Origin of the sequence: Corynebacterium sp. HMSC08D02 (genome assembly GCF_001807505.1) — a bacterium.
GTDB lineage: Bacteria > Actinomycetota > Actinomycetes > Mycobacteriales > Mycobacteriaceae > Corynebacterium > Corynebacterium pseudogenitalium.
The window spans coordinates 387629-410370 of sequence record NZ_KV789236.1 but is presented as its reverse complement, the minus strand read 5'-3'; the positions used below and the strand labels follow the sequence as shown (position 1 = coordinate 410370).

Annotated in this window: 23 protein-coding genes; 10 read left to right on the top strand and 13 right to left on the bottom strand. The window is 62.4% G+C overall.

All coding sequences use genetic code 11. From position 1 onward, the window contains the following. Window positions 1-42: 42 nt before the first annotated feature. The 3 genes from HMPREF3170_RS03120 to upp form a co-directional block, all read right to left on the bottom strand. Window positions 43-1221, bottom strand: coding sequence for an amidohydrolase (locus HMPREF3170_RS03120; protein WP_070477658.1), 1179 nt, complete (start codon window positions 1219-1221; stop codon window positions 43-45). A 52-nt stretch (window positions 1222-1273) separates the two neighbouring features. Beyond that, a complete protein-coding gene (locus HMPREF3170_RS03115; protein ID WP_070362996.1) occupies window positions 1274-1591 on the bottom strand; it encodes a helix-turn-helix domain-containing protein in 318 nt (105 codons plus the stop codon). A gap of 100 nt (window positions 1592-1691) precedes the next feature. After that, window positions 1692-2327 carry a uracil phosphoribosyltransferase gene (gene upp / locus HMPREF3170_RS03110; protein WP_070477655.1) on the bottom strand — a complete coding sequence of 212 codons (636 nt, stop codon included), beginning with the start codon at window positions 2325-2327 and terminating at the stop codon, window positions 1692-1694. 62 nt (window positions 2328-2389) lie between these two features. Between upp and HMPREF3170_RS03105 the strand changes: the two genes are divergently transcribed. The 4 genes from HMPREF3170_RS03105 (at window position 2390) to HMPREF3170_RS03090 (ending at window position 6034) form a co-directional block, all read left to right on the top strand. Next, complete coding sequence (locus tag HMPREF3170_RS03105; RefSeq protein WP_070362998.1) at window positions 2390-2671, top strand: hypothetical protein; 282 nt, start codon at window positions 2390-2392, stop codon at window positions 2669-2671. Beyond that, window positions 2671-3633 (top strand): C40 family peptidase, encoded by a 963-nt coding sequence (locus tag HMPREF3170_RS03100; RefSeq protein WP_083290819.1) that lies wholly within the window; start codon window positions 2671-2673, stop codon window positions 3631-3633. Before HMPREF3170_RS03105 ends, HMPREF3170_RS03100 begins: the two co-directional genes overlap by 1 nt. A gap of 12 nt (window positions 3634-3645) precedes the next feature. Continuing rightward, entirely contained in the window at window positions 3646-4884 is a 1239-nt protein-coding gene (locus tag HMPREF3170_RS03095; RefSeq protein WP_070477653.1) for a hypothetical protein, read from the top strand. A gap of 64 nt (window positions 4885-4948) precedes the next feature. Further along, entirely contained in the window at window positions 4949-6034 is a 1086-nt protein-coding gene (locus tag HMPREF3170_RS03090) for a trimeric intracellular cation channel family protein (RefSeq protein ID WP_070363000.1), read from the top strand. Here HMPREF3170_RS03090 and HMPREF3170_RS03085 read toward each other — a convergent pair. Continuing rightward, window positions 6031-6720, bottom strand: a complete 690-nt coding sequence (locus HMPREF3170_RS03085) for a VIT1/CCC1 transporter family protein (RefSeq protein ID WP_070363001.1) — start codon at window positions 6718-6720, stop codon at window positions 6031-6033. The two genes, HMPREF3170_RS03090 and HMPREF3170_RS03085, sit on opposite strands and share 4 nt — an antisense overlap. A gap of 88 nt (window positions 6721-6808) precedes the next feature. On the opposite strand from HMPREF3170_RS03085, the gene HMPREF3170_RS03080 reads away from it, so the two are divergent. Beyond that, window positions 6809-8080, top strand: a complete 1272-nt coding sequence (locus tag HMPREF3170_RS03080) for a D-alanyl-D-alanine carboxypeptidase family protein (protein ID WP_070363002.1) — start codon at window positions 6809-6811, stop codon at window positions 8078-8080. Here HMPREF3170_RS03080 and HMPREF3170_RS03075 read toward each other — a convergent pair. The 4 genes from HMPREF3170_RS03075 to HMPREF3170_RS03060 all read right to left on the bottom strand — a co-directional run bounded on the left by HMPREF3170_RS03075 (window position 8040) and on the right by HMPREF3170_RS03060 (window position 11977). Then, window positions 8040-9137: a YhjD/YihY/BrkB family envelope integrity protein gene (locus tag HMPREF3170_RS03075; RefSeq protein WP_070477651.1), complete on the bottom strand. Its 1098-nt coding sequence runs from the start codon at window positions 9135-9137 to the stop codon at window positions 8040-8042. The genes HMPREF3170_RS03080 and HMPREF3170_RS03075 overlap by 41 nt on opposite strands. Before the next feature lie 81 nt (window positions 9138-9218). Beyond that, on the bottom strand, window positions 9219-10226 hold the full coding sequence (gene trpS / locus HMPREF3170_RS03070; protein ID WP_070363004.1) for a tryptophan--tRNA ligase: 1008 nt from the start codon (window positions 10224-10226) through the stop codon (window positions 9219-9221). Window positions 10227-10269: 43 nt separating this feature from the next. Beyond that, a complete protein-coding gene (locus HMPREF3170_RS03065) occupies window positions 10270-11058 on the bottom strand; it encodes a trimeric intracellular cation channel family protein (RefSeq protein ID WP_070363005.1) in 789 nt (262 codons plus the stop codon). 1 nt (window position 11059) lies between these two features. Next, window positions 11060-11977: an exodeoxyribonuclease III gene (locus HMPREF3170_RS03060; RefSeq protein ID WP_070477798.1), complete on the bottom strand. Its 918-nt coding sequence runs from the start codon at window positions 11975-11977 to the stop codon at window positions 11060-11062. A 103-nt stretch (window positions 11978-12080) separates the two neighbouring features. Here HMPREF3170_RS03060 and HMPREF3170_RS03055 point away from each other — a divergent pair, with 103 nt between their 5' ends. Next, window positions 12081-14294 (top strand): NADP-dependent isocitrate dehydrogenase, encoded by a 2214-nt coding sequence (locus HMPREF3170_RS03055; protein ID WP_070477649.1) that lies wholly within the window; start codon window positions 12081-12083, stop codon window positions 14292-14294. 230 nt (window positions 14295-14524) lie between these two features. On the opposite strand, the gene HMPREF3170_RS11235 is transcribed toward HMPREF3170_RS03055, so the two are convergent. Beyond that, a complete protein-coding gene (locus HMPREF3170_RS11235; protein WP_168161608.1) occupies window positions 14525-15385 on the bottom strand; it encodes a hypothetical protein in 861 nt (286 codons plus the stop codon). Between the two features lie 345 nt (window positions 15386-15730). On the opposite strand from HMPREF3170_RS11235, the gene HMPREF3170_RS03045 reads away from it, so the two are divergent. Then, window positions 15731-17053 carry an O-acetylhomoserine/O-acetylserine sulfhydrylase gene (locus HMPREF3170_RS03045; RefSeq protein WP_070477647.1) on the top strand — a complete coding sequence of 441 codons (1323 nt, stop codon included), beginning with the start codon at window positions 15731-15733 and terminating at the stop codon, window positions 17051-17053. A 1-nt stretch (window position 17054) separates the two neighbouring features. Next, window positions 17055-18149, top strand: a complete 1095-nt coding sequence (locus tag HMPREF3170_RS03040; protein ID WP_083290817.1) for a homoserine O-acetyltransferase MetX — start codon at window positions 17055-17057, stop codon at window positions 18147-18149. Window positions 18150-18156: 7 nt separating this feature from the next. On the opposite strand, the gene HMPREF3170_RS03035 is transcribed toward HMPREF3170_RS03040, so the two are convergent. Together HMPREF3170_RS03035 and HMPREF3170_RS03030 are read right to left on the bottom strand one after the other, a co-directional pair. Beyond that, window positions 18157-18492 (bottom strand): DUF3017 domain-containing protein, encoded by a 336-nt coding sequence (locus HMPREF3170_RS03035; protein ID WP_246814897.1) that lies wholly within the window; start codon window positions 18490-18492, stop codon window positions 18157-18159. Beyond that, complete coding sequence (locus HMPREF3170_RS03030; protein WP_205634833.1) at window positions 18485-19333, bottom strand: bifunctional methylenetetrahydrofolate dehydrogenase/methenyltetrahydrofolate cyclohydrolase; 849 nt, start codon at window positions 19331-19333, stop codon at window positions 18485-18487. The genes HMPREF3170_RS03035 and HMPREF3170_RS03030 overlap by 8 nt, the downstream gene beginning before the upstream one ends. 23 nt (window positions 19334-19356) lie before the next feature. On the opposite strand from HMPREF3170_RS03030, the gene HMPREF3170_RS03025 reads away from it, so the two are divergent. Together HMPREF3170_RS03025 and HMPREF3170_RS03020 are read left to right on the top strand one after the other, a co-directional pair. After that, the gene (locus HMPREF3170_RS03025; protein WP_070477642.1) at window positions 19357-19827 is read left to right on the top strand and encodes a tRNA (cytidine(34)-2'-O)-methyltransferase; all 471 of its coding nucleotides are present in this window, start codon (window positions 19357-19359) and stop codon (window positions 19825-19827) included. Between the two features lie 69 nt (window positions 19828-19896). Beyond that, window positions 19897-20865 carry a S1 family peptidase gene (locus tag HMPREF3170_RS03020; protein ID WP_070363013.1) on the top strand — a complete coding sequence of 323 codons (969 nt, stop codon included), beginning with the start codon at window positions 19897-19899 and terminating at the stop codon, window positions 20863-20865. Here HMPREF3170_RS03020 and HMPREF3170_RS03015 read toward each other — a convergent pair. Both HMPREF3170_RS03015 and HMPREF3170_RS03010 read right to left on the bottom strand, forming a co-directional pair. Next, the gene (locus HMPREF3170_RS03015; RefSeq protein ID WP_070477640.1) at window positions 20862-22235 is read right to left on the bottom strand and encodes a PH domain-containing protein; all 1374 of its coding nucleotides are present in this window, start codon (window positions 22233-22235) and stop codon (window positions 20862-20864) included. The genes HMPREF3170_RS03020 and HMPREF3170_RS03015 overlap by 4 nt on opposite strands. Continuing rightward, complete coding sequence (locus tag HMPREF3170_RS03010; protein ID WP_240492743.1) at window positions 22232-22738, bottom strand: PH domain-containing protein; 507 nt, start codon at window positions 22736-22738, stop codon at window positions 22232-22234. Before HMPREF3170_RS03010 ends, HMPREF3170_RS03015 begins: the two co-directional genes overlap by 4 nt. Between the last annotated feature and the right edge of the window lie 4 nt (window positions 22739-22742).

The window sequence follows — 22742 nt, the reverse complement described above, 5'->3', positions numbered from 1 at the left end:
CTACACGGCCGCCCATGGCTTCGTTACCAACCAAAAGTTGCACTAGCTGAGGTTTTCGGCGTACTTTTCGACGACCCCTCCGAACAAACGCACCCCAACTTCAAGTGCTCGCTCATCAATATCAAGGTTGCCTTGGTGCAGGTCCTGCATCTCTCCCTCACCGCTCCAGGCACCGAGCCGGAACATCGACCCGGGGACGTGCTCCAGGTACCAAGAGAAGTCCTCCCCGCCCGAGGACTGCGGCGCGGTCACCACCGCGTGTGGGTCGATCCTGCGCCCTGCCTGTACCCCGATCGCCGTCGCGGCGTCATCGTTGAGCACCGGTGGCACGCCCCGCATGTAGTCGAGGTGGTACGTGCACCCGGTCGGTGCGACGACGAGGTCAATCAGGTCAGTGACCAGATCTTCGAGGATCCGCCACGTCCCGATATCCGCTGTCCGCAACGTGCCCAGTAGCTCGCCTGTCTTCGGGATCGCGTTCGCCGCGTCGCCCGACTCGACGTGCCCGAACACCAACACCGTGCCCGTACGTGGGTCGACCCGGCGCGACAGCAGCGCCGGCAACTGCGTAATCAGCGCCCCGAGCGCGTAGACCACGTCCGCCGAAAGTTGCGGGCGAGAGGTGTGGCCGCCAGGCCCGTTGACCGTAATGCGCAGCACGTCCGACGCCGAGGTAATCGCGCCCGTGCGCACACCGATCTGGCCTACGCGCAGTTTCGGTTCAGCATGGAGGGCGTAAATGCTCGCGACATCCTGCAGCGCGCCCCACTCGATCACGTCGAGCGCACCGCCGTTCATCACCTCTTCCGCCGGCTGAAAGATGATGCGTACGCCGAGCGGCAGCTGGACCGTCGATAAGGCGCACGCCAGCGCGAGCACCACCGTCGTATGCACGTCGTGGCCGCACGAGTGGGAAACGCCCGGGTGCTGGGATGCGAACGGCAGGCCGGTTTGCTCCGGCACTTTCAAGGCGTCGATGTCGCCGCGGAACGCGAGCCGCTTGCCGTCCTTTGGGCCCAGGTCGACGTAGAGTCCCGTGCCGGGAAAGAGGACGGGCTCAAGGCCGTGCTCACGCAGCACCTTCGCAATGAACTCGGTGGTGGCGAACTCTTGGTTGGAAAGCTCCGGGTAGGAGTGGAAGTGACGGCGCCACTCCACCATTGTCGAGTGATGTTCCTTCACCCATTGGTCTACCGCGCGCGCAATTCCTCCGGCCGTCATCGTGTATGTTCACCCTTCACCCAGCATTTGTGCGCGTGGCTCCCACTGCGCCTTATTGTGGCAATGATTCTACGCTCATCTCCGCCGAATCTTGTGACTGGTCGTGTTCGTCCACCTGCTCCTCGTCTGCTGGAAGCAGCTGCAGCGGCGAAACATCGAGCGCGGCAGCGATCCGGTAGATCGTCGAAAGCGTGGGATCAGCAGCCCTATTCCTGTTGTAGCTATTGCGCTCCAGGTTAGAGAGCAGCGAACGAGAGATCCCCGCCCGCTCCGCCAGGTACGCCTGCGATAGCCCCTGCATTGTTCGCAGCGCGCGGATCTTCTCCCCTAACGCAAACGCGTAGCTGGCCCAGTACTGGTCCGAATCCACGCCCGAAAAACGTGCGCCAAGACTCCCCTGAAAGAACACGTATACCCCCTCGTGTACGTAACAAACTTCCGGTGATTATATCCGACGCACGTTACTTTGACTAGAGGTCAATATTGCGTGGCCCGTACAACCTATCTCCGGCGTCGCCGAGGCCCGGCACGATGTACGCGTCCTCGTTGAGTCCTGGGTCAATGACGGCGGTGATCAGTCGCACCGATCCGCCGTGCTGCTTCAGCTTGTCGACGCCCGGCTGCGCACTGACCATGCACACACAAGTAATGTCGTCTGCCCCGCGGCCTTCCAACAGTTCAATCGCGTGGATGAGGGAACCTCCCGTGGCCAGCATCGGGTCAACCAAGAACACCGGCTGTCCCGACAGGTCGTCGGGCAGCGCCTCGAGGTACGGAACCGGCTCGTGCGTCTTCTCGTCGCGCGCCATGCCGATGAAGCCGACCTGCGCGTCCGGAATCATGGACAGCGCCGGGTCAATCATGCCGAGGCCGGCACGGATGATCGGAACAATAATTGGGGGCTTTTCCAAGCGAACGCCGGTGGCTGTTGCAACCGGCGTTTTGGTTTCAAAGGTTTCGGTTTTCAGGTCACGCGACGCCTCATATATCAGCATCGCGCCCAGGTCAGCGAGTGCGGCACGAAACGCGGTGTTGTCGCTTCGCTCATCGCGCATCAGTGTCAGACGGGAGGCTGCTAGGGGGTGGTCAACAACGGTAATTTCCATGATTCTCATGGTAATTGAAATTCGGAGGGAACCGTTTACTGACTCTGTGCGTCCAACCTCTTATGACTACTTTCGCTTTTGACCAATCAACGATCCATTCGCACGCTGACTCGCTACGCGACGACGCCGCTGCGCTCCAACCACTGCCAAACGTTCCGGTTCCCAATGTGTGGCCGCTCGCGGAGTTCAGCCAGGCGCTCTCGCAGGCCGTGGAGCAGGAAAACGCGAGAAGCGAGGCTTTGAGTGAGGAAGCAAGCCGCGTCGCTTTCGCGATGCTCCTGGCTGTAAAAGCGGCCATCAGCGTTGATGAGCGATTCAGCAACCTTCTTCAGGCGGTGCTGTAATGGCTGCACTAGCTGCGGGCATTGACCCGATCGCGGCAGCGCAGCTCATTCTGCGACACGTCCCTGCCCCACTTCCCCAACTCCCATTCCTTTCCACTCCAGATTTTTCCGCCATCGAGCCCCTCGCCGCGTTCGTAGGGGCACACCCTGCGGGCCAGGCGCTGCGCAATGCTGCGAACCTGCTGGGGAAAGATCGCGACACCATTGTGAAGATGTTCGGCCAGGCGAGCAGCCTCGTGTTCTTTGCCGCCAAAGACCTGAGCAATATCGTGGTTGACCTCATCCGAGACACCCAGCCGCTCATCCCACTGTTGCTCAACCCTGCAACTGCGATCGGAGCGGGGATCAAGATCGCCGCCCAGGTCGCGTGGGCGGTCACCCAGGCTGGGCTCACTCTCAACGGACTGGCGAACGACCTCGCACCACTAGCCAAGCAGCTCTCGGAGATCGTGGCACACGCAGCGAGCCAACCCGCTATTGCCGCATCCTCGCAAGCAAAAGCCGCCATGTACGAGCTCGAGCGCCTCATCACAGCCCGCGAACTCCCTCACGCTAAGAACGAGGTCACCCCGCTCGCCGCCGTCCAGCAGGCGGGACATCCTCCCTCCCGGGGCGGCTCGGCAACTGGTGAGGCTGCGGTCGCGGCGGCGAAACAACAGCTCGGCACACGGTACGCGTGGGGTGGATCTGCGCCCGGCGGGTTCGACTGCTCCGGGCTGACAAGCTGGGCGTATCGGCAGGCCGGTGTGGAGCTGCCACGCCTAGCCCAAGAGCAAAATATCGGGCAACAGGTCCGCTACGAGGACCTGCAACCGGGCGACCTCGCGGTGTGGGATGGACACGTTGCCATGTACGCCGGTGACGGGATGCTCATCGAAGCTGGCGACCCAGTTCAGATGAACCCGGTGCGAACAGAAAACATGGGAATGGCCTTCAAAGGTTTCTGGCGTCCAACAGCGTGATAGATTTGCTGCATGATTACCCGTGCTATTTTGCCCGTCAAGCTTTCACTGACCGACGGCGATTTCTACACCCTGTGGGCGCCAACCTGGAAGGAGCACGGCTCCGAGTGGCAGGCCTTTTTCGGCGATGAAAACTCGGTGCTCGTCTTCGAATCCCCCGAGGCGCTGCTCGCATACATCAACAACACGCCGAAGCATGACCTGGCGGACCACCCCAAGTGGGAGCAGTTTTCCAACCAGGGCGACGACCGTGTGGTGCCGAATGACAAGCAGTACTTCGACATCATTGGTGCACCGGAGTTGCTGGCTGGCCGCCCAAGCCACGAGAACGTCTCGCACCTGTCCCGCGTGTTGCAGATTTCGCGCTCCCTCGCGGAGGTAGCGGCGGCAGAGCCAGCACTGATCTTCTTCGCCTCTCACTCGATTTTGGGCAACGTCAACCGCGGCTCTGATCACTACCAGGGCGAGAACGGCCTGGACGAGTGGTCTGGTGTCGGCCGCGTCGTGCTGGCGAACTGGGAAGAGGTAGTCAAATCCCTCGATGAGTCGGTCCGCGTGGTGCAGACGGACTCCATCGACGCGGCAGCGGTCAGCGCCGCTGCCGCAGCTATCGAGGCCGCGCAAAAGGCCCGCGAAGAGGCGAAGCAGCAAGCCAGCGAGGCCGAGCGTGCTGAGCAGGAGGCGCAAGACCCATACGACAACTCCGCGTGGGCACGTGCCGGAATCGACCCAGTGAAGGTTTCCATCCAGGGCAAGAGCGTCTACACGTTGCGCACCTACTTGGGCTCCAACCCGGTATTCCTGGGCAAGTACGGTGAAATCTTCACGTTCCCGTCCACCAAACACCTTGGACGCTGGATTATCGAGAACGATGACCATGACCTCGCCGCAGTAGCAACCTGGCCTGACCTGGTTACCCTGGCAAACGCTGGTGAGCTCGAGGTCACCGTCCACCCGGACAACTCCTACTCCTTCAACGGCATCGCGCAGGACATCAAGCAGGGCGTCGATAGCGTCGATACCAAGCAGATGGCGAAGGCCTACGAGCTGCTTGCCGACGCCGCCGACTGGGCCAAGGACGACTCGCTCAATTCATTCCTCCTGGCAAACCCACGCATGCAGGACTACCTGGCGTACATGCTGGGCTCCACCGAAGCCGCAGGCTACGTCCCATCTGCGCCGTTTACGGATAAGGCTGAGGCGTGGAACGAGATGGAGCTGCAGCTCATCAAGCGCTTCTCCAAGTTCTAGTCGCAGCCTAAATTCCTGAGGCCGTCGAAGACGCCGGATTCTGGCACACGTAAAATGTGCCACCATGGACCAGGTCGATCCGTTAATCTCCGCTATTTATCGTTGGTTCGATGTATCCGGTGTCTTACTGATGGGCATCATCGGTGGCACAATCGCACGCCACCGTGGCTACGACATCATCGGGTTTTTCTTCATCGCGATGCTCTCCGCACTCGGCGGAGGCATGCTTCGCGACGTCCTCATCAACGAAGGCACCGTGGCGGCAATGAGCCAGCCGGAGTACCTCATCCTGGCTTTTACCGGCGCGGTGATCGCGCGCTTTACATACTTCAAAGGGCGCGCGTGGAGCGTGCTTGAAAGCCATGGCGACGCCTTCGTCTCAGCGCTGTGGGCGGCCACCGGGGCGTCGAAAGCCCTGACGTACGGGCTGCCGGTCCTGCCTGCGATCATGATGGGCGTGTTCACCGCGACGGGCGGCGGCATGATCCGCGACGTCGTCACCGGCCGCGAGCCGAGTGTCTTCGGCAACAACCAACCAACGGTCATTCCAGCCGTGGCATGCTCTGTCATCGTGCTGCTTGGGCACGCCACGGGCCACATGGCGATCGGGATGGTGATTGGCCCGATGGTGAGCTTCGGACTCTTCCTGCTCGGCTACTACGGAAACTGGCGAATCTCCACGAACTCCGAGTTCGCGCCGGTAAACCAGACCGCGGCACACCTCGCTGAACTGGCTCGGAAAGCGGAGCGTCGCTCACGCAACATCGCGCGTGAACTCGAGCCGACCCGCGTGCGCTCCTGGCGCCACCGCCAGATGGAAAAGGCGCTCCAGCGCAGGATCGAATCGGAAGTCAAGCGCGGCAAAGGCCGTTCGGAAGCAGTCCACGAGGCGGATGCGTTCCTCCAGGAGTTCACATCCCAGTTCGAGGCGATCAACGTGGAGGAAGGCCAGGATGTGGCGGAGGGGGCGTCGACAAGCGAGTCGCTGCTCGACGGCATCGGGGTGGATCTCTCCGGCGATTCCTACGACGAGGACCGCAACCTTGATCAGACCGCCAGCAAGATGCTGGACATGATTCTGCAGGACGACAAACTCACCGACGAACTCATCGAGCGGCTGGTCAAGCAGTACGAGGCACGAAACTCTTAGAGCGCCGCGGTGCCGAAGGCCCAGCCAGCGCCGAAGGTGATGGCAAGTCCAAGCCCACCGCCGATGACCAAGCGCAACACGGCGCGCGTCACGCTCGCGCCACCAGTGCGAGCAGAGATCGCGCCAGTTGCCGCCAGCGCCACGAGAGTCACAATGAACGTCGACGCCACACGCCACGAGTCTGGCGGAAGTAGCACCGCAGCAAGCGGCAGCAACGCACCGAGGAAGAAGGAAATGAACGACGCAATGGCCGCGGACCATGGGTTCGCAAGGTCGTCCTCGTCGATGCCGTAGTGCATTTCCAAGTGGGCCTTGATGGGGTCCTCGGCGGTGCGCTCCTTCGCCACCTTCAGCGCCGTCTTCGAGCTCAAACCAGACGCGACGTAGCCTGCGACCAGGTGCTCGAACTCCTCGTGCGGGTCCTCCTTGTGCAGCTCAAGCTCGCGCTCAATGAAGGCGCTTTCCATATCCCGCTGGGAGGACACGGACACGTACTCGCCGAGCGCCATCGACACTGCGCCACCGATCAGCGCGGCGATGCCGGCCGTAGCGATCGCGGGAACGTTCGGGGTAGCACCCGCGACGCCGACGACCACCGCGGCCGTCGAAACGATGCCATCATTCGCGCCGAGCACTGCCGCGCGCAGCTTGTTCAGCCGCTCATTCATGCCTTCAACCGCAACCATGCGCTACATCGTGGCTGAAACTACACACCCGCGCAACAAAGCGCAGCCTCACCAATATCGTGGGTGACCTGGCGTACGATAGCCTGCGATGAACACTGCAATACGCATCGCAAGCGCCGTGTGCGCGCCCCTGTGCCTGACTCTCGCCCCTGCCCCGCTTGCGCAGGCGGAGGATACGACGGTCACGACCACGGTCACACCCCGCCCCGGGTTTTACGACGACTACGGCAACTGGGTCCCCCCTGTCCGCCTCCATGCGCCGGACACGAACAATTGCGAGCGCTCCCTGTGGCCACCCGAGCCAGTATCGACGTCCGAGGCCCGCGAAACCGAGACGCTCCAACCACTCCCCGTAACCTACGAGGGCTCCTGCGGCATCGAGGCGCCCGAGGGATTCCATGTCGATGAGGGGGTGCTCGCGTCCGCGTGGCTGGTCGCCAACCTCGATACCGGCGACGTGATTGCGATGAAGGATCCGCACGGCAGGTACAGGCCGGCCTCGATTATTAAGGTGCTGCTCGCACTCGTGGCGATTGACGAGCTGCCCCGCGAGCAGCGCGTTGTGGTCAGCGAGGAATCCGCTGGCCAGGAGGGCTCCGCCGTCGGCATCGGGGCCGGCGGCGAGTACACCGTCAACGACCTGCTACACGGCCTGCTGATGGCCTCGGGCAACGACGCCGCCCATGCGCTCGCGCAGGCGCTCGGCGGTGACGACGCCACCCTGACGAAGATCAACGCGAAAGCCCGCGAGCTCGGCATGCTCGACACCCGCGCAACCTCCTACTCCGGGCTGGATCGGGCTGGGATGTCCACTTCGGCATGGGATATGGCGCTCGCCTACCGGGCCGCGTTTTCCAACCCGGCGTTCGCCGAAATCGCAGACACCGCCTCCTACCCCTTCCCCGGCTATGGTGACATCCCGGGCTACGAGCTGTGGAACGACAACAAGCTCTACCTCAACGACCCAGACGGCATCGGCGGCAAGACCGGCTACACGGATGACGCGAACCACACGTTTGTAGGCGCAGTCGACCACGACGGCGTGCGTCTGGTGGCGGTAGTGCTGGACACCACGGTGGATAAAATGCGCGCGTGGCAGCAGGCGCAGACGCTTCTCCACGAGTCCTACGCCTACGCCTCCGAGGGCCACACCCACGTGGCGTCGCTGAACCCTGTCGAGGGAACGCCGACGACAACATCGCAGCCGACCGATACCGCTGATGAGCAGCCTGGAACAGCAAAAAGCCAGGGTGGCATTCCCTGGCTTTCCATCGCGCTCGTCGGCGGCGTGCTGGTGGTTACCGCACTCGCCGTCGCGCTTAGTTTCGCGTCAGCAAAGAAACGATCCCGACGCCAATAGCACCAATCGCGGCCCCAATGCCTAGCGCCTTGCCCGATGCCGAGGCGCTGCTAGCAGGGTCCTGGTACGCGCCCGCGCGCACATTAATGATCGCGGACTCCGGGACCTCAACCGGCTCGAGCTCCAACGACTCCTCTGTAGTTGCGGTCCAGGCAGAAACGTAGAGCACAACGCGCCAGATGAGATAGAGCACCACCATCAGCACAATCACTGGGCCGAAGATCGCGCCGGCTGGGTTGCCCGTCGCCGAGCTGACGATCACGGTTGCGAACTGCTTCACCAGCTCGAACGCGACCGCGCCGAGCAGCGCGCCCTTCAGGCCGGACTTCATCGGCACCTTCGTGCGCGGCATGTACGTGACCATCCACCACATAACCAGGAAGTTCGCCAGCACACCGACCAACAGGCCGACGGCCCACACCACGAGGCGGGCCCCCGGGAAGTCACCGAGACCGAAGTGCTCCATCGCCTGCGAGGTCCAGGAGGATGCACCTACAGCGGTCACACCGAACGCCACGATGAAGAGCAGAATCAAACCGATCAAGCCCAACAGGTCCGTCAGCTTCTTCACGACGAAGTTTCCACCATCATTCGCGTCAAGGTTCCACATCGCCGAAACGCCGACTCGCAGGTTGTTCATCCATCCCAAGCCGGACCAGAGGGTTGTGAGCAAACCGACACCTGCGACGGCTCCACGCTGGTCGATCGCTGCCTGTAGCAACTCGTTGACGGTCTCGCCGAGTCCCCCTTCGAGGTTCTCAGTGATTTGGTCCTGCACCTGCTGCATGATGTCCGGGCGCCCGTTCAAAAACATACCGAGGGCAGCGAACAGCAACATCGCCAGCGGGAAGAGTGACAGTACCGAGAAGTACGTAATACCTGCTGAAAGCTGGTTTCCGCCCTGCGCGGAGAAACGCTCGTTCATCCGCATCAGGTGCCCGACCGCCGGAGCCTTCTTCGCAATCTCGTCCGCAGCGCCCTCTGTTTGCTGCTTCGTGGCGCGCTCAATGCCCTGCCGATCGGTGTACTCCGTCTGTGGCGACGTCGAAGTGGCCATCACAGTCCCTTCCCTACTTCTGGTTTGTTACGTTAAGCACACCATCGTAGAGGAAAGGTCCACCATCTAGCCACCGAATTGCTAGGCTCCCGCGAGAAAACCAACCTTCTCATACACGTCTTTTACCAACGGCGCCGCGATCTCGCGTGCGCGCTGCGCTCCGTCCGCAAGGATGCGTTCCAGCTGTCCACGGTCGTTCATGAGTTCGTCGTAGCGGGCGCGAAGTGGCGTCGTAAAGGCCTCAAGTGCATCGGCCGTGTCAACCTTCAGTGCGCCGTAGCCCTTGCCCTCGTAGCTGGCCACCAGCGAGTCGATCGGGGTGCCGGTCAGCGCAGACTGGATCACTAAGAGGTTGGAAACACCTGGCTTGTTTTCCTTGTCATAGGCGACGACGCCATCATCATCCGTCACCGCGGAACGGATCCGCTTCGCGGACACCTTCGGATCATCCAGCAGGTTAATCAGACCCTTGGGGTTCTGCCCAGACTTGCTCATCTTCGACGTCGGGTCCTGCAAGTCGTAAATCTTTGCCGAGCCTTCCGGAATCAGCCCCTCCGGCACAACGAACGTGGAGCCGTAGCGGGAGTTGAAACGCTCGGCGAGCGTGCGGGTCAGCTCAAGGTGCTGACGCTGATCTTCACCAACGGGCACAACCTGTGGCGAGTACAGCAAAATATCGGCGGCCATCAACACCGGGTAGGTGAACAGACCGACCGAGGTGCGATCCTGGCCCTGCTTCTGGCTCTTGTCCTTAAACTGCGTCATGCGGCTTGCCTCGCCGAAGCCGGTGAGGCACTGCAGCACCCAGGTCAGCTCCGTGTGCTCAGGCACATGCGACTGCACGAACAGAGTGGACTTCTCTGGGTCGATGCCGAGCGCGATCAGCTGCGCGCAGCCCGCGATGGTGCGCTCGCGCAGCTCCTTCGGATCCTGGTCGACCGTGATGGCGTGCAGGTCCGGGATGAAATAAAACGCGTCGTACCCGTCTTGCAGGTCAATCCACTGCTTCAATGCCCCAAGGTAGTTGCCGAGGTGGTAGGAATCTGCCGTGGGTTGAATGCCGGAAAGTACGCGCTGTTTTTTAGTCATGCCTACCTACTGTAGACCGGAACGTGCGCGTGCGGTACCTGCCCTATTCTTTTTCCTCTTTGTCGGTCTTATTGTTTGGCCGCGGGTCGGTTCGGCGCATGCGCTTGATGCCGCGGTAGACCTGGCGCGCCCCCGGCACCATCCGCGCTCGCCGGTAGAAGTAAGAGGTCAGCGCGTACTTCGGGTCGATCTCGGCGACGCGCTCGTCGTCGTACACATAGACCGGCAGTGACCAGCCACGCTTCAGGGAAACCAGGCGGATACCCAGCACGAGCAGCACGGTAACAATGACGTTGACCCACTCCGGGACCCTCGCCATCATCATGAGCCACCACGCCACGGTGCCAATCACCGCCGCCGACGCATACAGCTCTTTCCGGAACACCAGCGGCACACGATCGGAGAGGACGTCGCGAATGATACCGCCGGACACACCGGTGGTGATGGCGGCCACGCAGGCAATGATGAACCCGTGGCCGTTCTCAATCGCGATTCGAATACCAACAACAACGAACGCGGCGAGCCCGATGGCGTCGGCAACTAAGAAGCCGCGACGCAGCTGGTGCATCAGCCAACTAATGCGGACAGTCAGTACGGAAGCAACTACGACGAGCAGCAGATACTCGGGTTTTTCCACCCACACCATCGGGTAAATCCCCAGCAGCAGGTTGCGCACCGTGCCGCCGCCGAGCGCGGTCAACGCGCCGAGGGTGATGACCCCGAAGAGGTCCATGCGCATGCGGCCCGCGGACACGGCGGCGGTCATGGCCTCTGCGACGATGCCGATGATGAAGAGCGCGGTGATGAGCTGATCGGTGCTGACTGCGTCCATATTAAATGTCGTATTCCACGATGAGTGGGGAGTGATCCGACCAGCGCTGCTCAACCGTAGGCGCCTTTTCCACCCAGCTGCGCTGCGCGCGCTCGAGCATGGACTTCGTTGCGGCCTGGTAGTCGATGCGCCAGCCGGCGTCGTTGTTAAACGCCTGGCCACGGTAGGTCCACCATGTGTACGGCGCGTCCTCGGGCTGCAGGCGGCGCGCGACGTCGAACCACTGCGGGCTCTCATTCGCTTGTCGACGCCCCTCCGACTCATACTCCACCGCCCCAGCCCACCGGCTTGCTTCCTTGTCTTCGAGGTCCTGCGCGGCGTCATCCGGGAACGCACCGAAGACGGAGTCCATGAACGCGCGCTCGTCGGGCAGGAAGCCGGACTTCTTCCGGTTCGTCTTCCAGTTCTTCAAGTCTTCGCGGCGGTGGCAGATGTTCCAGTCGCCTGCGATCACCATGTCGGGGTACTTCGCGGGCAGTTCCTCGAGCACCGGGCCGAACTGGTCGAAGAAGCGGTACTTCTCGTCCTGCTTGGCCGTCTCCGCCGCACCCGACGGCAGGTAGAGCGATGCCACCCGCACACCATTTTCGAGCGTCGCCGCAATGAAGCGCCCCGCGTCCTCGAATCCTGGGATACCAACACTTACCTCAGATAGGGGGGTTCGTGAGAGAATTCCCACACCCGCGCGGCCTTTCGCGCCCGGAGTTTCTGCCGGGGCGACGGCGAGATACCACCCTTGCTCAAGCGCAGGCGCCAGCGCGAGCTCGGTTTGTTGCTGCGTTGCCCGCACCTCTTGCATCAGCACGACGTCGACAGACGAGGCGTCGAGCCATGCGTGCATCCCGTGATTAAGCTCGTTGCGGACCTTCGTGGCCGCGCGGATTCCGTTGACGTTGACCGAAGCAATGCTTAAAACCATGCCCATGACCCTACCTTTCCCCGCTAATACAAGACACGCGGTATGTAAAAGCTGTACGCTGTGGGTTTAGGCAACACATTTGACGCGATACTTAAGGAGAACCATGGCTCAAATCATTTGGACACGCACCGATGAAGCGCCACTGCTGGCAACCTATTCCCTCAAGCCAATCGTTGAGGCATTCGCCGCTCAGGCGGGACTCGATGTCACCACCGCTGACATCTCGCTTGCAGGCCGCATCATTGCGCAGTTCCCGGAGCGTCTCACCGACGAGCAGAAGATGGACGACGCACTTGCGCAGCTCGGCCAGCTTGCTACTACCCCCGAAGCGAACATCATCAAGCTTCCGAACATCTCGGCTTCCCTGGTCCAGCTGAAGAAGGCCATCGCAGAGCTGCAGGCCGCTGGCTTCGACCTGCCGGAGTACCCGGACAATCCTTCCACCGACGAAGAGCGCGAAGTACAGAAGCGTTACGACGCCGTGAAGGGCTCCGCCGTGAACCCCGTCCTGCGCGAGGGCAACTCCGATCGCCGTGCGCCGGAGGCCGTCAAGAACTTCACAAAGAAGCACCCACACTCGATGGGCGCGTGGTCGAAGGACTCCAAGACCAACGTTGCGACCATGAATGCTGGAGACTTCCGCCACAACGAGAAGTCCGTCATCATGCCGGCGGCCGATTCCCTGACCATCAAGCTGGTCGCCAATGATGGCACCGAGACCGTCCTCAAGGACTCCCTGGCTGTCGAAGCTGGCGAAGTCGTGGACGGCACCTTCATGTCCGCCAAGGCGCTCGACGCGTTCCTTCTCGACGCGGTCAAGCGCGCCAAGGAAGAGGGCGTGCTCTTCTCCGCTCACCTGAAGGCAACGATGATGAAGGTCTCCGACCCAATCATCTTCGGCCACGTCGTCCGCGCATACTTCAAGGACGTCTACGACAAGTACGGCGAGACCCTTTTCGCTGCTGGCCTGAACGGCGAGAACGGCCTGGGCGCGATCCTCGATGGCCTTGCTGGCGTCGATAATGGCGAGGAGATCCGCGCGGCCTTCGAGCAGGCACTGAAGGACGGCCCGGCGTTGGCGATGGTCAACTCCCACAAGGGCATCACCAACCTGCACGTACCATCCGATGTGATTATCGACGCCTCGATGCCTGCGATGATCCGCACCTCGGGCCACATGTGGAACGCTGCCGACCAGGAGCAGGACACCCTGGCGACCATCCCGGACTCCTCCTACGCGGGCGTCTACCAGGCGGTTATCGACGACTGCCGCGCCAACGGCGCCTACGACCCAACCACCATGGGCACCGTGCCAAACGTCGGCCTGATGGCGAAGAAGGCTGAGGAGTACGGCTCCCACGACAAGACCTTCAAGATCCCTGCCGACGGCAAGGTCCAGGTTGTAAACAAGGCCGGCGACGTACTCATTGAGCACGACGTCGAGGCCGGCGACATCTGGCGCGCATGCCAGACCAAGGACGCCCCGATCCAGGACTGGGTCAAACTCGCGGTCAACCGCGCACGCCTGTCCGGCATGAAGGCCATCTTCTGGCTCGACGAGGAGCGCGCACACGACCGCAACCTCATCTCCCTTGTTGAGAAATATCTGCAGGACCACGACACGGACGGCCTGGACATCTCCATCTTGAACCCAGTTGAGGCAACGAAGGTCTCCGTCGAGCGCATCCGCCGCGGCGAGGACACCATCTCCGTGACCGGTAACGTCCTGCGCGACTACAACACCGACCTGTTCCCGATTCTGGAGCTGGGCACCTCCGCGAAGATGCTCTCCGTCGTTCCACTGATGGCTGGCGGCGGCCTCTTCGAAACCGGTGCTGGCGGCTCCGCACCGAAGCACGTGCAGCAGGTCCAGGAGGAGAACCACCTGCGCTGGGACTCCCTCGGCGAGTACCTCGCACTTGCAGAGTCCTTCCGCCACGAGAAGAACACCAAGGGCAACGAGAAGGCAGGCGTCCTCGGTGACGCGCTGGACCGCGCAACGGAGAAGCTGCTCAACGAAGGCAAGTCGCCATCGCGCAAGGTCGGCGAGATCGACGACCGCGGCTCCCACTTCTGGCTGGCACGCTACTGGGCTGAGGAGCTCGCTGCACAGTCCGAGGACGCAGACCTGGCGGCCACGTTCGCCCCGGTTGCTGCGGCGCTGGCAGAGAACGCCGAGACCATCGACGCAGAGCTGCTCGCGGTGCAGGGCTCCCCTGCCGACTTGGGTGGCTACTACTGGCCTGAGGAGGCCAAGGTCACTGCCGTCATGCGTCCGTCGGCAACGTTTAACAAGGTGATTGACGGTTTGAAGTAAACCCTCGGTTTGATCGGCCCCGGTTGCTGCGTTTTCGCGGCGGCCGGGGTTTCGTTTACGGTTCTTGACCTGGCGCCCAGGATGGTACCTCTACGTGGTAACCAGAGGATGGTAATCAGCCGAGTAACTGGGCCAACGGCGATCACCTCTACTCGGCTGATTACCATCCTCTGGTTACCATCCTGGGCGAAGAGCGGGCTGCGGGTGTGGTGGCGTCGAGAAGCAGGTACTCACCCGAGGGCTGCCCGGCGGCCAGCGATGGTGTCGCGGACCTCGCGGACGAACTGATCAGGGTACCGACGCAAGAACGACGGCGAGTAGCGGAGGAAGACATACCCCCTGTTGGCGATCATCTTCTGTCGCTCGAACTCTTCCTGCCGCGCGCGTTCGGCGTTGGGTCCCTGGTATTTCACGTTGCCGTCGATCTCGATGAGCAGCCAGCCGTCGACGCAGAGGTCCGCGTAGCGTCCAGCCACTTCGTACTGCGTAAACAAAGGGCCGATCCCCGCCCGGATCAGCAGAGCGCGTGCGAAAGATTCGTAGGGCGAACCGGAATCCGCGACACAGTGCCGGATGCACTCCCGGACCACGGCAACGCCCTTTAGCCTGCCAAGTTGGGATGCCTCCCGTTCAAGAAGTTCAAACGTAAACCCACTACACCGAAGGTAGTCGGCAGCGACGAGTCCTTCGACAAAGCCGTAATGGCGAGCGATGTCAGCAAACGTTCGGAAACCGTTAGTAACCCGGTGGCCGTCGCGCAACGAGATTTCGTTGCTACGCAGCACCATGCGCCGAAACATTATCCCCTCCCGGTTTCGGCGAGATGGCGGGCTCCCCCTCGAAAGCAGACACAGTTCGACGGGTTCTTCCGTCGTACTGATCACCCAAATGCCGTGCATGCGCGCGGCCGATCTTCCGACCAACACCGCTTCCCTGCTCATCATCGCAGCAGCTTCGACGCGCAGCCACTGACGTTCGTGGAACCTCAGCGCTTTCCATCCCGTCTCTGCATACACAATGCTCGTGTCGAGCACCCGATACGGACCTCGGAGTTTGTCGAGTTTCTTGTGGGAAAGAACCCGCTTGTCCACAATCCCCCGCCGTAGCTCTTCCTTCCGTTCCTCCCACCGTTGCTGTTGTGCCTTATGAGCTCTGTCAATCCCCATGTCTTTTCTGACGGCGAAAACCCGGCACCGGTTCCCTCCCGTCGCCGAAGGCCTACCCCGCGTTGCGCGACGCGAAGGTTCACGAACGTACATCACCGTCACTATTGTCAACATGGTTGAACCAGCAAGTTGGCATGACTACCGCCCGGGGTGAGCGTGGCGCTGGACGCTCTTCACTATTCTATTTATATTCACATATATCGCCTGGTTAAACAGTATTGCTAGACAGCTTGGTTCACACAGAACCTACCAAGCGTTACATTGTTCCCCATGACACAATACGACAACAGCAATACGAAAGACTGGTCCTTCACCACACGCTCTATCCACGCCGGGCAGGCCGTCGATAGCGACTACGGGGCTCGCAACCAGCCCATCTACATGACCACCTCCTACGTGTTCGACAACGCTCAGCACGCAGCAGACCGCTTCAACCTCTCCAATCCAGGCCCGATCTACACCCGCCTGACAAACCCAACCCAGCAGGCGCTCGAAGACCGCATCGCGGACCTCGAGGGTGGCGTCGCAGCGACCGCATTCGCCTCTGGCATGGCTGCAGAGACCGCCGCCATCACGAACCTGGCGTCAGCAGGTGACCACATCGTCACCTCGCCTCGCATCTACGGCGGCACCGAGACCCTGTTCCAGGTGACGCTGCCACGCCTCGGCATCGACGTCACGTTCGTGGACAACCCTGACGATCCAGAGAGCTGGCAGGCGGCTGTCCAGCCGAACACGAAGGCGTTCTACGGCGAGACCTTCGGCAACCCGATCGCCGACGTGCTCGACATCCCGACCGTCGCGGAGGTCGCGCACCGCAACCAGGTGCCACTGATTATCGATAACACGATGGCCACCGCTGCCCTGGTCCGCCCACTGGAGCTCGGCGCGGACATCGTGGTCGTCTCCACCACGAAGTTCTACACCGGCAACGGCGCAGCTATCGGCGGCGTCCTCGTCGACGGCGGCAAGTTCGACTGGACCGTCGAGCGCGACGGGAAGCCTGTCTTCCCGTACTTCGTCACCCCGGACCCGGCCTACCACGGCCTGAAGTACGCCGACCTCGGCGCACCGGCTTTCGCTCTCAAGGCCCGCGCGGGCATCCTGCGCGATACCGGTGCTGCGATTTCCCCGTTCAACGCGTGGGTTGCGCTGCAGGGACTGGACACGCTCAGCCTGCGCGTGGAGCGCCACAACGAGAACGCACTGAAGGTGGCAAAGTTCCTCAGCGAGCACGACAAGGTAGCGAAAGTGAACTTCGCTGGCCTCGAGTCCTCCCCGCACTACGCCGTGAAGGAGAAGCTCGGCCTGCGCTACACCGGCTCGGTGCTCTCCTTCGAGATCGCAGGCGACAAGGACGACCACACCAACGCCTGGAAGTTTATCGACGCCCTCAAGCTGCACTCGAACCTGGCGAACATCGGCGACGTCCGCTCCCTGGTGGTTCACCCGGCCACGACGACGCACTCCCAGTCGGACGCGGAGGGCCTGGCGCGCGCCGGTATCTCCCAGGCAACCATCCGCCTGAGCGTCGGTATCGAAGACGCCGACGACATCATTGCGGACCTCGAGCGCGGATTCGCAGCGATCTAACATGCCCAACCTGGCGCCTGAAGGCGAGCTGCAGATAGTCCCGATTGGCGACTTCACCACAGAGGCCGGAGCCACTATCCAGGACGCCCACATCGCGTACCAGCGGTGGGGGCAGTTCCGGGGTGACCCGAAGGGCGACAACAACATCCTTGTTGTTGAGCACGCCTTAACCGGCGATTCCAACGCCGCCGAGTGGTGGGGCGGGGCGATTGGCCCCGGCAAAGCACTCGACACCGACACTTGGTGCGTGATCTGCACCAACGTGATCGGGTCCTGCTACGGCTCGACTGGCCCTGCGAGCACGCATCCCGACGGCGTCGCGTGGGGGTCCCGCTTCCCCGCACTTTCAGTCCGCGACCAGGTCCGCGCCGAACACACCTTGTTCACCCAGCTCGGTATCCACCGTGTGCATGCCATCATGGGGGGCTCCATGGGCGGGGCGCGCACCCTGGAGTGGACGCTGCTTTACCCCGAATCTGTCGGCTACGCCTGCGTCATGGCGGTCTCCGCGCGCGCAAGCGCCTGGCAGATCGGCATCCAGGAGGCTCAGATTTACGCCATCGTGCGCGACCCCAACTGGCACGGCGGCGACTACTACTCCACCGGCACCTCCCCCGATGAGGGACTGGCTGCCGCCCGGCGCATCGCACACCTCACCTACCGCGGTGAGCTCGAAATCGACGAGCGCTTCGGCACAAGCGCCCAAGAAGGCGAAAACCCACTCGGCCCCTACCGCGAGCACGACCAGCGCTTCGCTGTGCAAAGCTACCTGGACTACCAGGGGCAGAAGCTCGTCAAGCGTTTCGACGCCGGCGCCTACGTCACACTCACTGAAGCCATGAACCGCCACGACATCGGCCGCGGTCGCGGAGGCCTGAACAAGGCGCTGCACTCGTCGACGGTGCCGACGATGATTGTGGGCGTCGATACGGATATTTTGTACCCCTACCACCAGCAGGAACACATGTCCCGCAACCTGGGAAACCTGCTGGGGATGCACAAGCTGTCATCCCCGGTTGGCCACGACGCGTTTCTCGTCGAGGCCCGCCAGATGGACAACATCTTGCGCAACTTCATCGCGCTGACCAGCGCGTAAGATCCCTTTAGGAGCCCAGCGCGTCCACCGACCAGGCTAGCCACACCATCGCGGCGCCCAGGCCGGTGGCAAACGCGATATCAAACCGCTTCGAGCGCACCGCCAACAAGCCGATGACCTGCGAGTCACAGGTCAGGCGCAGCAGTGCGCACCACAGCATGGTCGCCCCCAGTGTGAACGTGGCACGCCGCCAGTGGTCCGTCAGCGACCACACCCCAGCGGCGACAAACCCCAGGATGAACACGCCGACCATCGCCACCTGCACGTTCCGAGGCAGGGGCGAGGGCGGGTTCCCAATGTCATGAGGGTTGTCCAGCGACAACCCTTCGGCCGAGTTAGGCAAGCTGCTCAGCCCGCTCCACGATATTGCGGACCAGGAACGTGCGAGTCATCGGGCCAACGCCACCAGGGTTCGGCGAGACCCAGCCCGCCTTCTCCCACACATCCGGGTGCAGGTCGCCGACTGTTTTGCCGTCGACACGAGAGACGCCCACGTCCAGCAGCGCGGCGCCTTCCTTAATCATGTCCGCAGTAATCATGTGTGGTTTGCCAGCCGCCGCGATGACCACATCCGCCCGGCGCGTCTCCGCGGCCAGATCCTTGGTGCCGGTGTGGCACAGCACCGTCGTGGCGTTGACGTTGCGCGAGGTCAACATCAGCGAGATTGGGCGGCCCACGGTTACTCCGCGGCCGATGACGCACACGATCGCACCGTTCAGATCCACACCGAAGCGCTCAAGCAGCTTGATGGAGCCGTTCGGCGTACACGGCAGCGGCGCGGGCTCGTTGAGCACCAGCTTGCCCAGGTTGACCGGGTGCAGGCCGTCGGCGTCCTTGTCTGGATCGATGAGTTCCAGGATGCGGTTCTCATCCAAGTGCTTCGGCAGTGGCAGCTGCACGATGTAGCCGGTGACGGCGTCGTCGTTGTTGAGCTCCTCGATGACTTCCTCGAGTGCTTCCTGCGTGATGTCCCCTGGCAGCTCCTTCATGATGGAGGCAATGCCCAGCTCTTCACAGTCGCGGTGCTTCATGCGCACGTAGTTCTGGCTCGCCGGATCATCGCCGACCAGCACGGTGGCCAGCCCCGGCGTAATCCCACGCTCGCGCAGGGCGGCAACTCGTGTTTTGAGATCCGCAAAGATCTCCTCGCGGTACAGTTTTCCGTCTAATTTAATCGCAGTCACGGTGACCATCCTAGACTGTAACCATGTGCGCTTTTCACGTTATCTTTGACAATCCCGTCATCCCAGGCAACACCGGCAACGCAATCCGGCTGTGCGCAAACACCGGCGCCGTACTGCACCTGGTGGAGCCACTCGGGTTCAACTTCGAAGACAAGCACCTGAAGCGCGCAGGCCTTGACTACCACGACCTAGCGGACGTGCAGATCCACCCGACTATCGACGCCTGCTTCGCCTCCATCCCGGACGCCCGCATCTTCGCGTTCACCACGCAGGCAACCGACTACTACCAGGACGTCGAGTACCGCGACGGCGACGCCCTCCTCTTCGGCACCGAGCCGACCGGTCTTCCCGAAGCACACCGCAGCCACCCGCGCGTGACCAAGCAGCTACGCATCCCGATGCTGCCGAGCCGCAGGTCAATGAACCTTTCCAACTCCGCGTCCGTCGCCGTCTTCGAGGCCTGGCGGCAGTTGGGATTCGTCGGCGGAGTCTAAGCGGAAGGGTTGCTACAGCTGTTAAGATCTGTGCCTGTTACCCTGCCCCTTAATTGAAACGAGTCCGCCATGCTCTCTACGACTGCATCCCGTGCCCGTTTGACCGCTGTACTCGCCGCTTCTGCATTGTTGGCGAGTTGTTCGGGTTCCTCCGATGAGGAGCTCGACGCGTGGCGCGCCGAGCAAGACGCCGCAGTCTCGGACATAGCCTCAATGCTTAACGAGAACTCTCCGACACCAGCTACTACTACCTCCGCCCGTCAGTCACCGTACCGGCCAGAGCCGGACTACCGCGAACGCCCAAGCGCCCCCAGCCAGCGCGTCGAGCCACCGATTCAACGCAACGTCATCGATCCGAGAAACGACTCATCTGGGCAACGGGGCCGCGACGACAACCGTGGCGTGTACTACCACAACTCCGTCGACTGGAAGTGGCTGGAGCAGCCTGGCGGGATCGTACCTGGCGGCAGGATCATCAACGAGACACAAAGCTCGGGCTGTTCGACGGGCTTCCTTGCATCCAAAGGCGAGCGGATCTTCATCATCACTGCGGGCCACTGTGGCGATCGCGGCGATCAGTTCTACGTGCAGGACGCCCAAGGCAACTGGTCGTATGTCGGAGAGATGGTGGAGTCCTATCTGGAGAAGGACGCATACGGCGGTATCGTCGGCGCCGATATCGGGCTGATCGAAATCACCGGCGATGCGCGATATTCCTCAACACTCCCGTTGGATCTTCCGCTCCGCGGCTGGATCACCCCGCAAGAAGCACAGGCACGCGGCATGGCCATCTGCCGTCTCGGCGCCACCACCGGTTACTCATGTGGAGAGTTCGAAAGCATCGGAAACAACGGCCTCTTCTACTTCCGCAGCATCACCGATCGCGGAGACTCAGGCGGCGCGGTCTTCGCCGCCGACAACTCTGGAGTGTGGGCCGTAGGCGTCAACTCCAACGTGTCCGATGCGAATAAGACCCGCGTAGGCGCCATGGAGATCGGCAGCGCCATCCAATACTGGGGCCTGACCATCCACAACTAAGTCTCCTCGACGAGCGCTACCGCATCGTCCATGCCAGGCAGCGTGCGGGTGCGCAGCGTATCGACGAGCCAACGCCCCTCCCCCGCGCGCATATCCCGCGCCACCATTTTGACGGCTCCAGGGACCAGATCAAAGCGCACGTGCGCGAGGCCAAGCCTGCGCTGCAATGGCCCTTGTTTGAAGGAAAGCTCCTGGATATGCGCGTTTTCCACCATCTGGTACCGCTGGGACAGGCGACCGAATGTGAGCACGGTGACCTCTGGGTACAGCGCGACTGTCTGCCGCCGCCAATCAACCGGTGAAACCCACCGCGCAGAGAGCGGGGAGCGCAGCTGTGCACGCGACATGTCTCGCATCGCCTCACCGGACAGCGGCGCAATCGCGTCGATGACCTGCATGGCCTGCTCCAAGGTCCCGACCGGCAGCAGCTTGGACGTGCCAGTTGCCTTGTTGCGCTCGGACCCGTACCCGGCCACAGTCACCGAGACGGTCCACCACCCAAACATGCGCCACAGCAGTGGCTGGCGAAGCTGTACCGCGTGGATGCGGTGCAGCGGGACTGCTTGGTGCCTGCGGTTCGCAAGCCCGTACGTCATGTTGATGACGGCCCCGTTGCTGCCGGAGGTGGCGTCGTCAAGCACTGAATTGAAGCGCCACGAGTGGTCGATGGTGCGCCAGATCTGTGGCACGAACCCGACGAGGATCGGTACTGCCGCGGTGATCGAAAGATCGGTGAAGAGCGGGACGGCGCTCGAGACGACAGTAATGATGGTTGAGAGTTGGAACGCCGCAGCAAGCAGCGAACGACCAATCGGGATTGGTGGCACCAGCGTATTAGCCGGGTCGGCGTCTTGCTCGGTGGGCGTCAACGCGGACGCAGCTGCGCCGGGGCGGGCAGCAATGGCCTGCAGGATCTCGGCGCGTAGTTCGTCCGCTTCCGCGCGGGGCAGGTAGGCGATCTCGATGGCCGAATTGTTGCCTCCGGCCGCCTCGACGCGCACCGCCGCAAGCCCGAACAGGCGCGGCGCGAACGGTTCGATGACGTCGACTGCCTGGATCCGGTCGTAGCGAGCGGTGCGCACCTTAGTGGTGAGCACCCCTCGCGTCAGCTCGATGTCTTCTTCGCCAACGCGGAATCCGATCTTGGCCCACCACAGCTGCGAAATAATGAACACTACGAGCAGGCCAACGACGAACACGCCAACGGCCACGCCCACATCCATGATGCCGATGCCTTCGTCCTGCAGCCAGTTGACTAGGGGCATCGTGAAGTTGAAGACAGCGATCGTGAGCAGCGCAAGCAGCGTCGCCCACACGCGCAGCAACGGGGTCAGTCGGTGGACCCGCCGGTACTCAGAGGCCGCCGTCATAGGCCACTCATCTGTTCGCGTGCTTTGACTACAAGCCGGTCACGCAGCGCGTCGGCGTCGTGGGCGGGAAGTCCAGGCAGCGTGGTCACCGAACTGACCGATGCCGTGTTCACCACCAACTTCTTGAGCCCAAGTATCCGCATCACCGGTCCCGTGTTGACGTCCACGAACTGGATGCGCCCGTAAGGGATAACGGTGAGCGTGTGCCACATCTTCCCCTGGCTCAGGATGAGCTCGTTGTTCGTTTCCAGCCACGCCAGGTTGCGTACCTGGAACGGGATAAGGAAGTACTTCCAGATGAAGAACACTCCGCAGACGGCCGCTCCCCACATCCACCAGCCGCCGTACTTCCACTGCGCCCACAGCAGGCTGCCGATGACAATCAGCGCCCACACCGTGTTGGTCACCAGCATGGGCACCATGTACTTCGGTGATACGCGGTGCATCTGCTCAACCGAGGCCGGTAGCGGTGGTCTCGCGAGTGCGTCAGTCTGCTGTTCCATGGGC

Bases quoted from the DNA above. Each gene is read 5' to 3' on its own strand.
- HMPREF3170_RS03015 (WP_070477640.1), bottom strand. From the start codon at position 22,235: ATGACGGCGGCCTCTGAGTACCGGCGGGTCCACCGACTGACCCCGTTG.
- upp (WP_070477655.1), bottom strand. From the start codon at position 2,327: ATGGAAATTACCGTTGTTGACCACCCCCTAGCAGCCTCCCGTCTGACA.
- HMPREF3170_RS03010 (WP_240492743.1), bottom strand. From the start codon at position 22,738: ATGGAACAGCAGACTGACGCACTCGCGAGACCACCGCTACCGGCCTCG.
- HMPREF3170_RS03055 (WP_070477649.1), top strand. From the start codon at position 12,081: ATGGCTCAAATCATTTGGACACGCACCGATGAAGCGCCACTGCTGGCA.
- HMPREF3170_RS03100 (WP_083290819.1), top strand. From the start codon at position 2,671: ATGGCTGCACTAGCTGCGGGCATTGACCCGATCGCGGCAGCGCAGCTC.
- HMPREF3170_RS03095 (WP_070477653.1), top strand. From the start codon at position 3,646: ATGATTACCCGTGCTATTTTGCCCGTCAAGCTTTCACTGACCGACGGC.
- HMPREF3170_RS03045 (WP_070477647.1), top strand. From the start codon at position 15,731: ATGACACAATACGACAACAGCAATACGAAAGACTGGTCCTTCACCACA.
- HMPREF3170_RS03040 (WP_083290817.1), top strand. From the start codon at position 17,055: ATGCCCAACCTGGCGCCTGAAGGCGAGCTGCAGATAGTCCCGATTGGC.
- HMPREF3170_RS03060 (WP_070477798.1), bottom strand. From the start codon at position 11,977: ATGGTTTTAAGCATTGCTTCGGTCAACGTCAACGGAATCCGCGCGGCC.
- HMPREF3170_RS03090 (WP_070363000.1), top strand. From the start codon at position 4,949: ATGGACCAGGTCGATCCGTTAATCTCCGCTATTTATCGTTGGTTCGAT.
- HMPREF3170_RS03080 (WP_070363002.1), top strand. From the start codon at position 6,809: ATGAACACTGCAATACGCATCGCAAGCGCCGTGTGCGCGCCCCTGTGC.
- trpS (WP_070363004.1), bottom strand. From the start codon at position 10,226: ATGACTAAAAAACAGCGCGTACTTTCCGGCATTCAACCCACGGCAGAT.
- HMPREF3170_RS03065 (WP_070363005.1), bottom strand. From the start codon at position 11,058: ATGGACGCAGTCAGCACCGATCAGCTCATCACCGCGCTCTTCATCATC.
- HMPREF3170_RS03020 (WP_070363013.1), top strand. From the start codon at position 19,897: ATGCTCTCTACGACTGCATCCCGTGCCCGTTTGACCGCTGTACTCGCC.
- HMPREF3170_RS03085 (WP_070363001.1), bottom strand. From the start codon at position 6,720: ATGGTTGCGGTTGAAGGCATGAATGAGCGGCTGAACAAGCTGCGCGCG.
- HMPREF3170_RS03120 (WP_070477658.1), bottom strand. From the start codon at position 1,221: ATGACGGCCGGAGGAATTGCGCGCGCGGTAGACCAATGGGTGAAGGAA.
- HMPREF3170_RS03025 (WP_070477642.1), top strand. From the start codon at position 19,357: ATGTGCGCTTTTCACGTTATCTTTGACAATCCCGTCATCCCAGGCAAC.
- HMPREF3170_RS03105 (WP_070362998.1), top strand. From the start codon at position 2,390: ATGACTACTTTCGCTTTTGACCAATCAACGATCCATTCGCACGCTGAC.
- HMPREF3170_RS03075 (WP_070477651.1), bottom strand. From the start codon at position 9,137: ATGGCCACTTCGACGTCGCCACAGACGGAGTACACCGATCGGCAGGGC.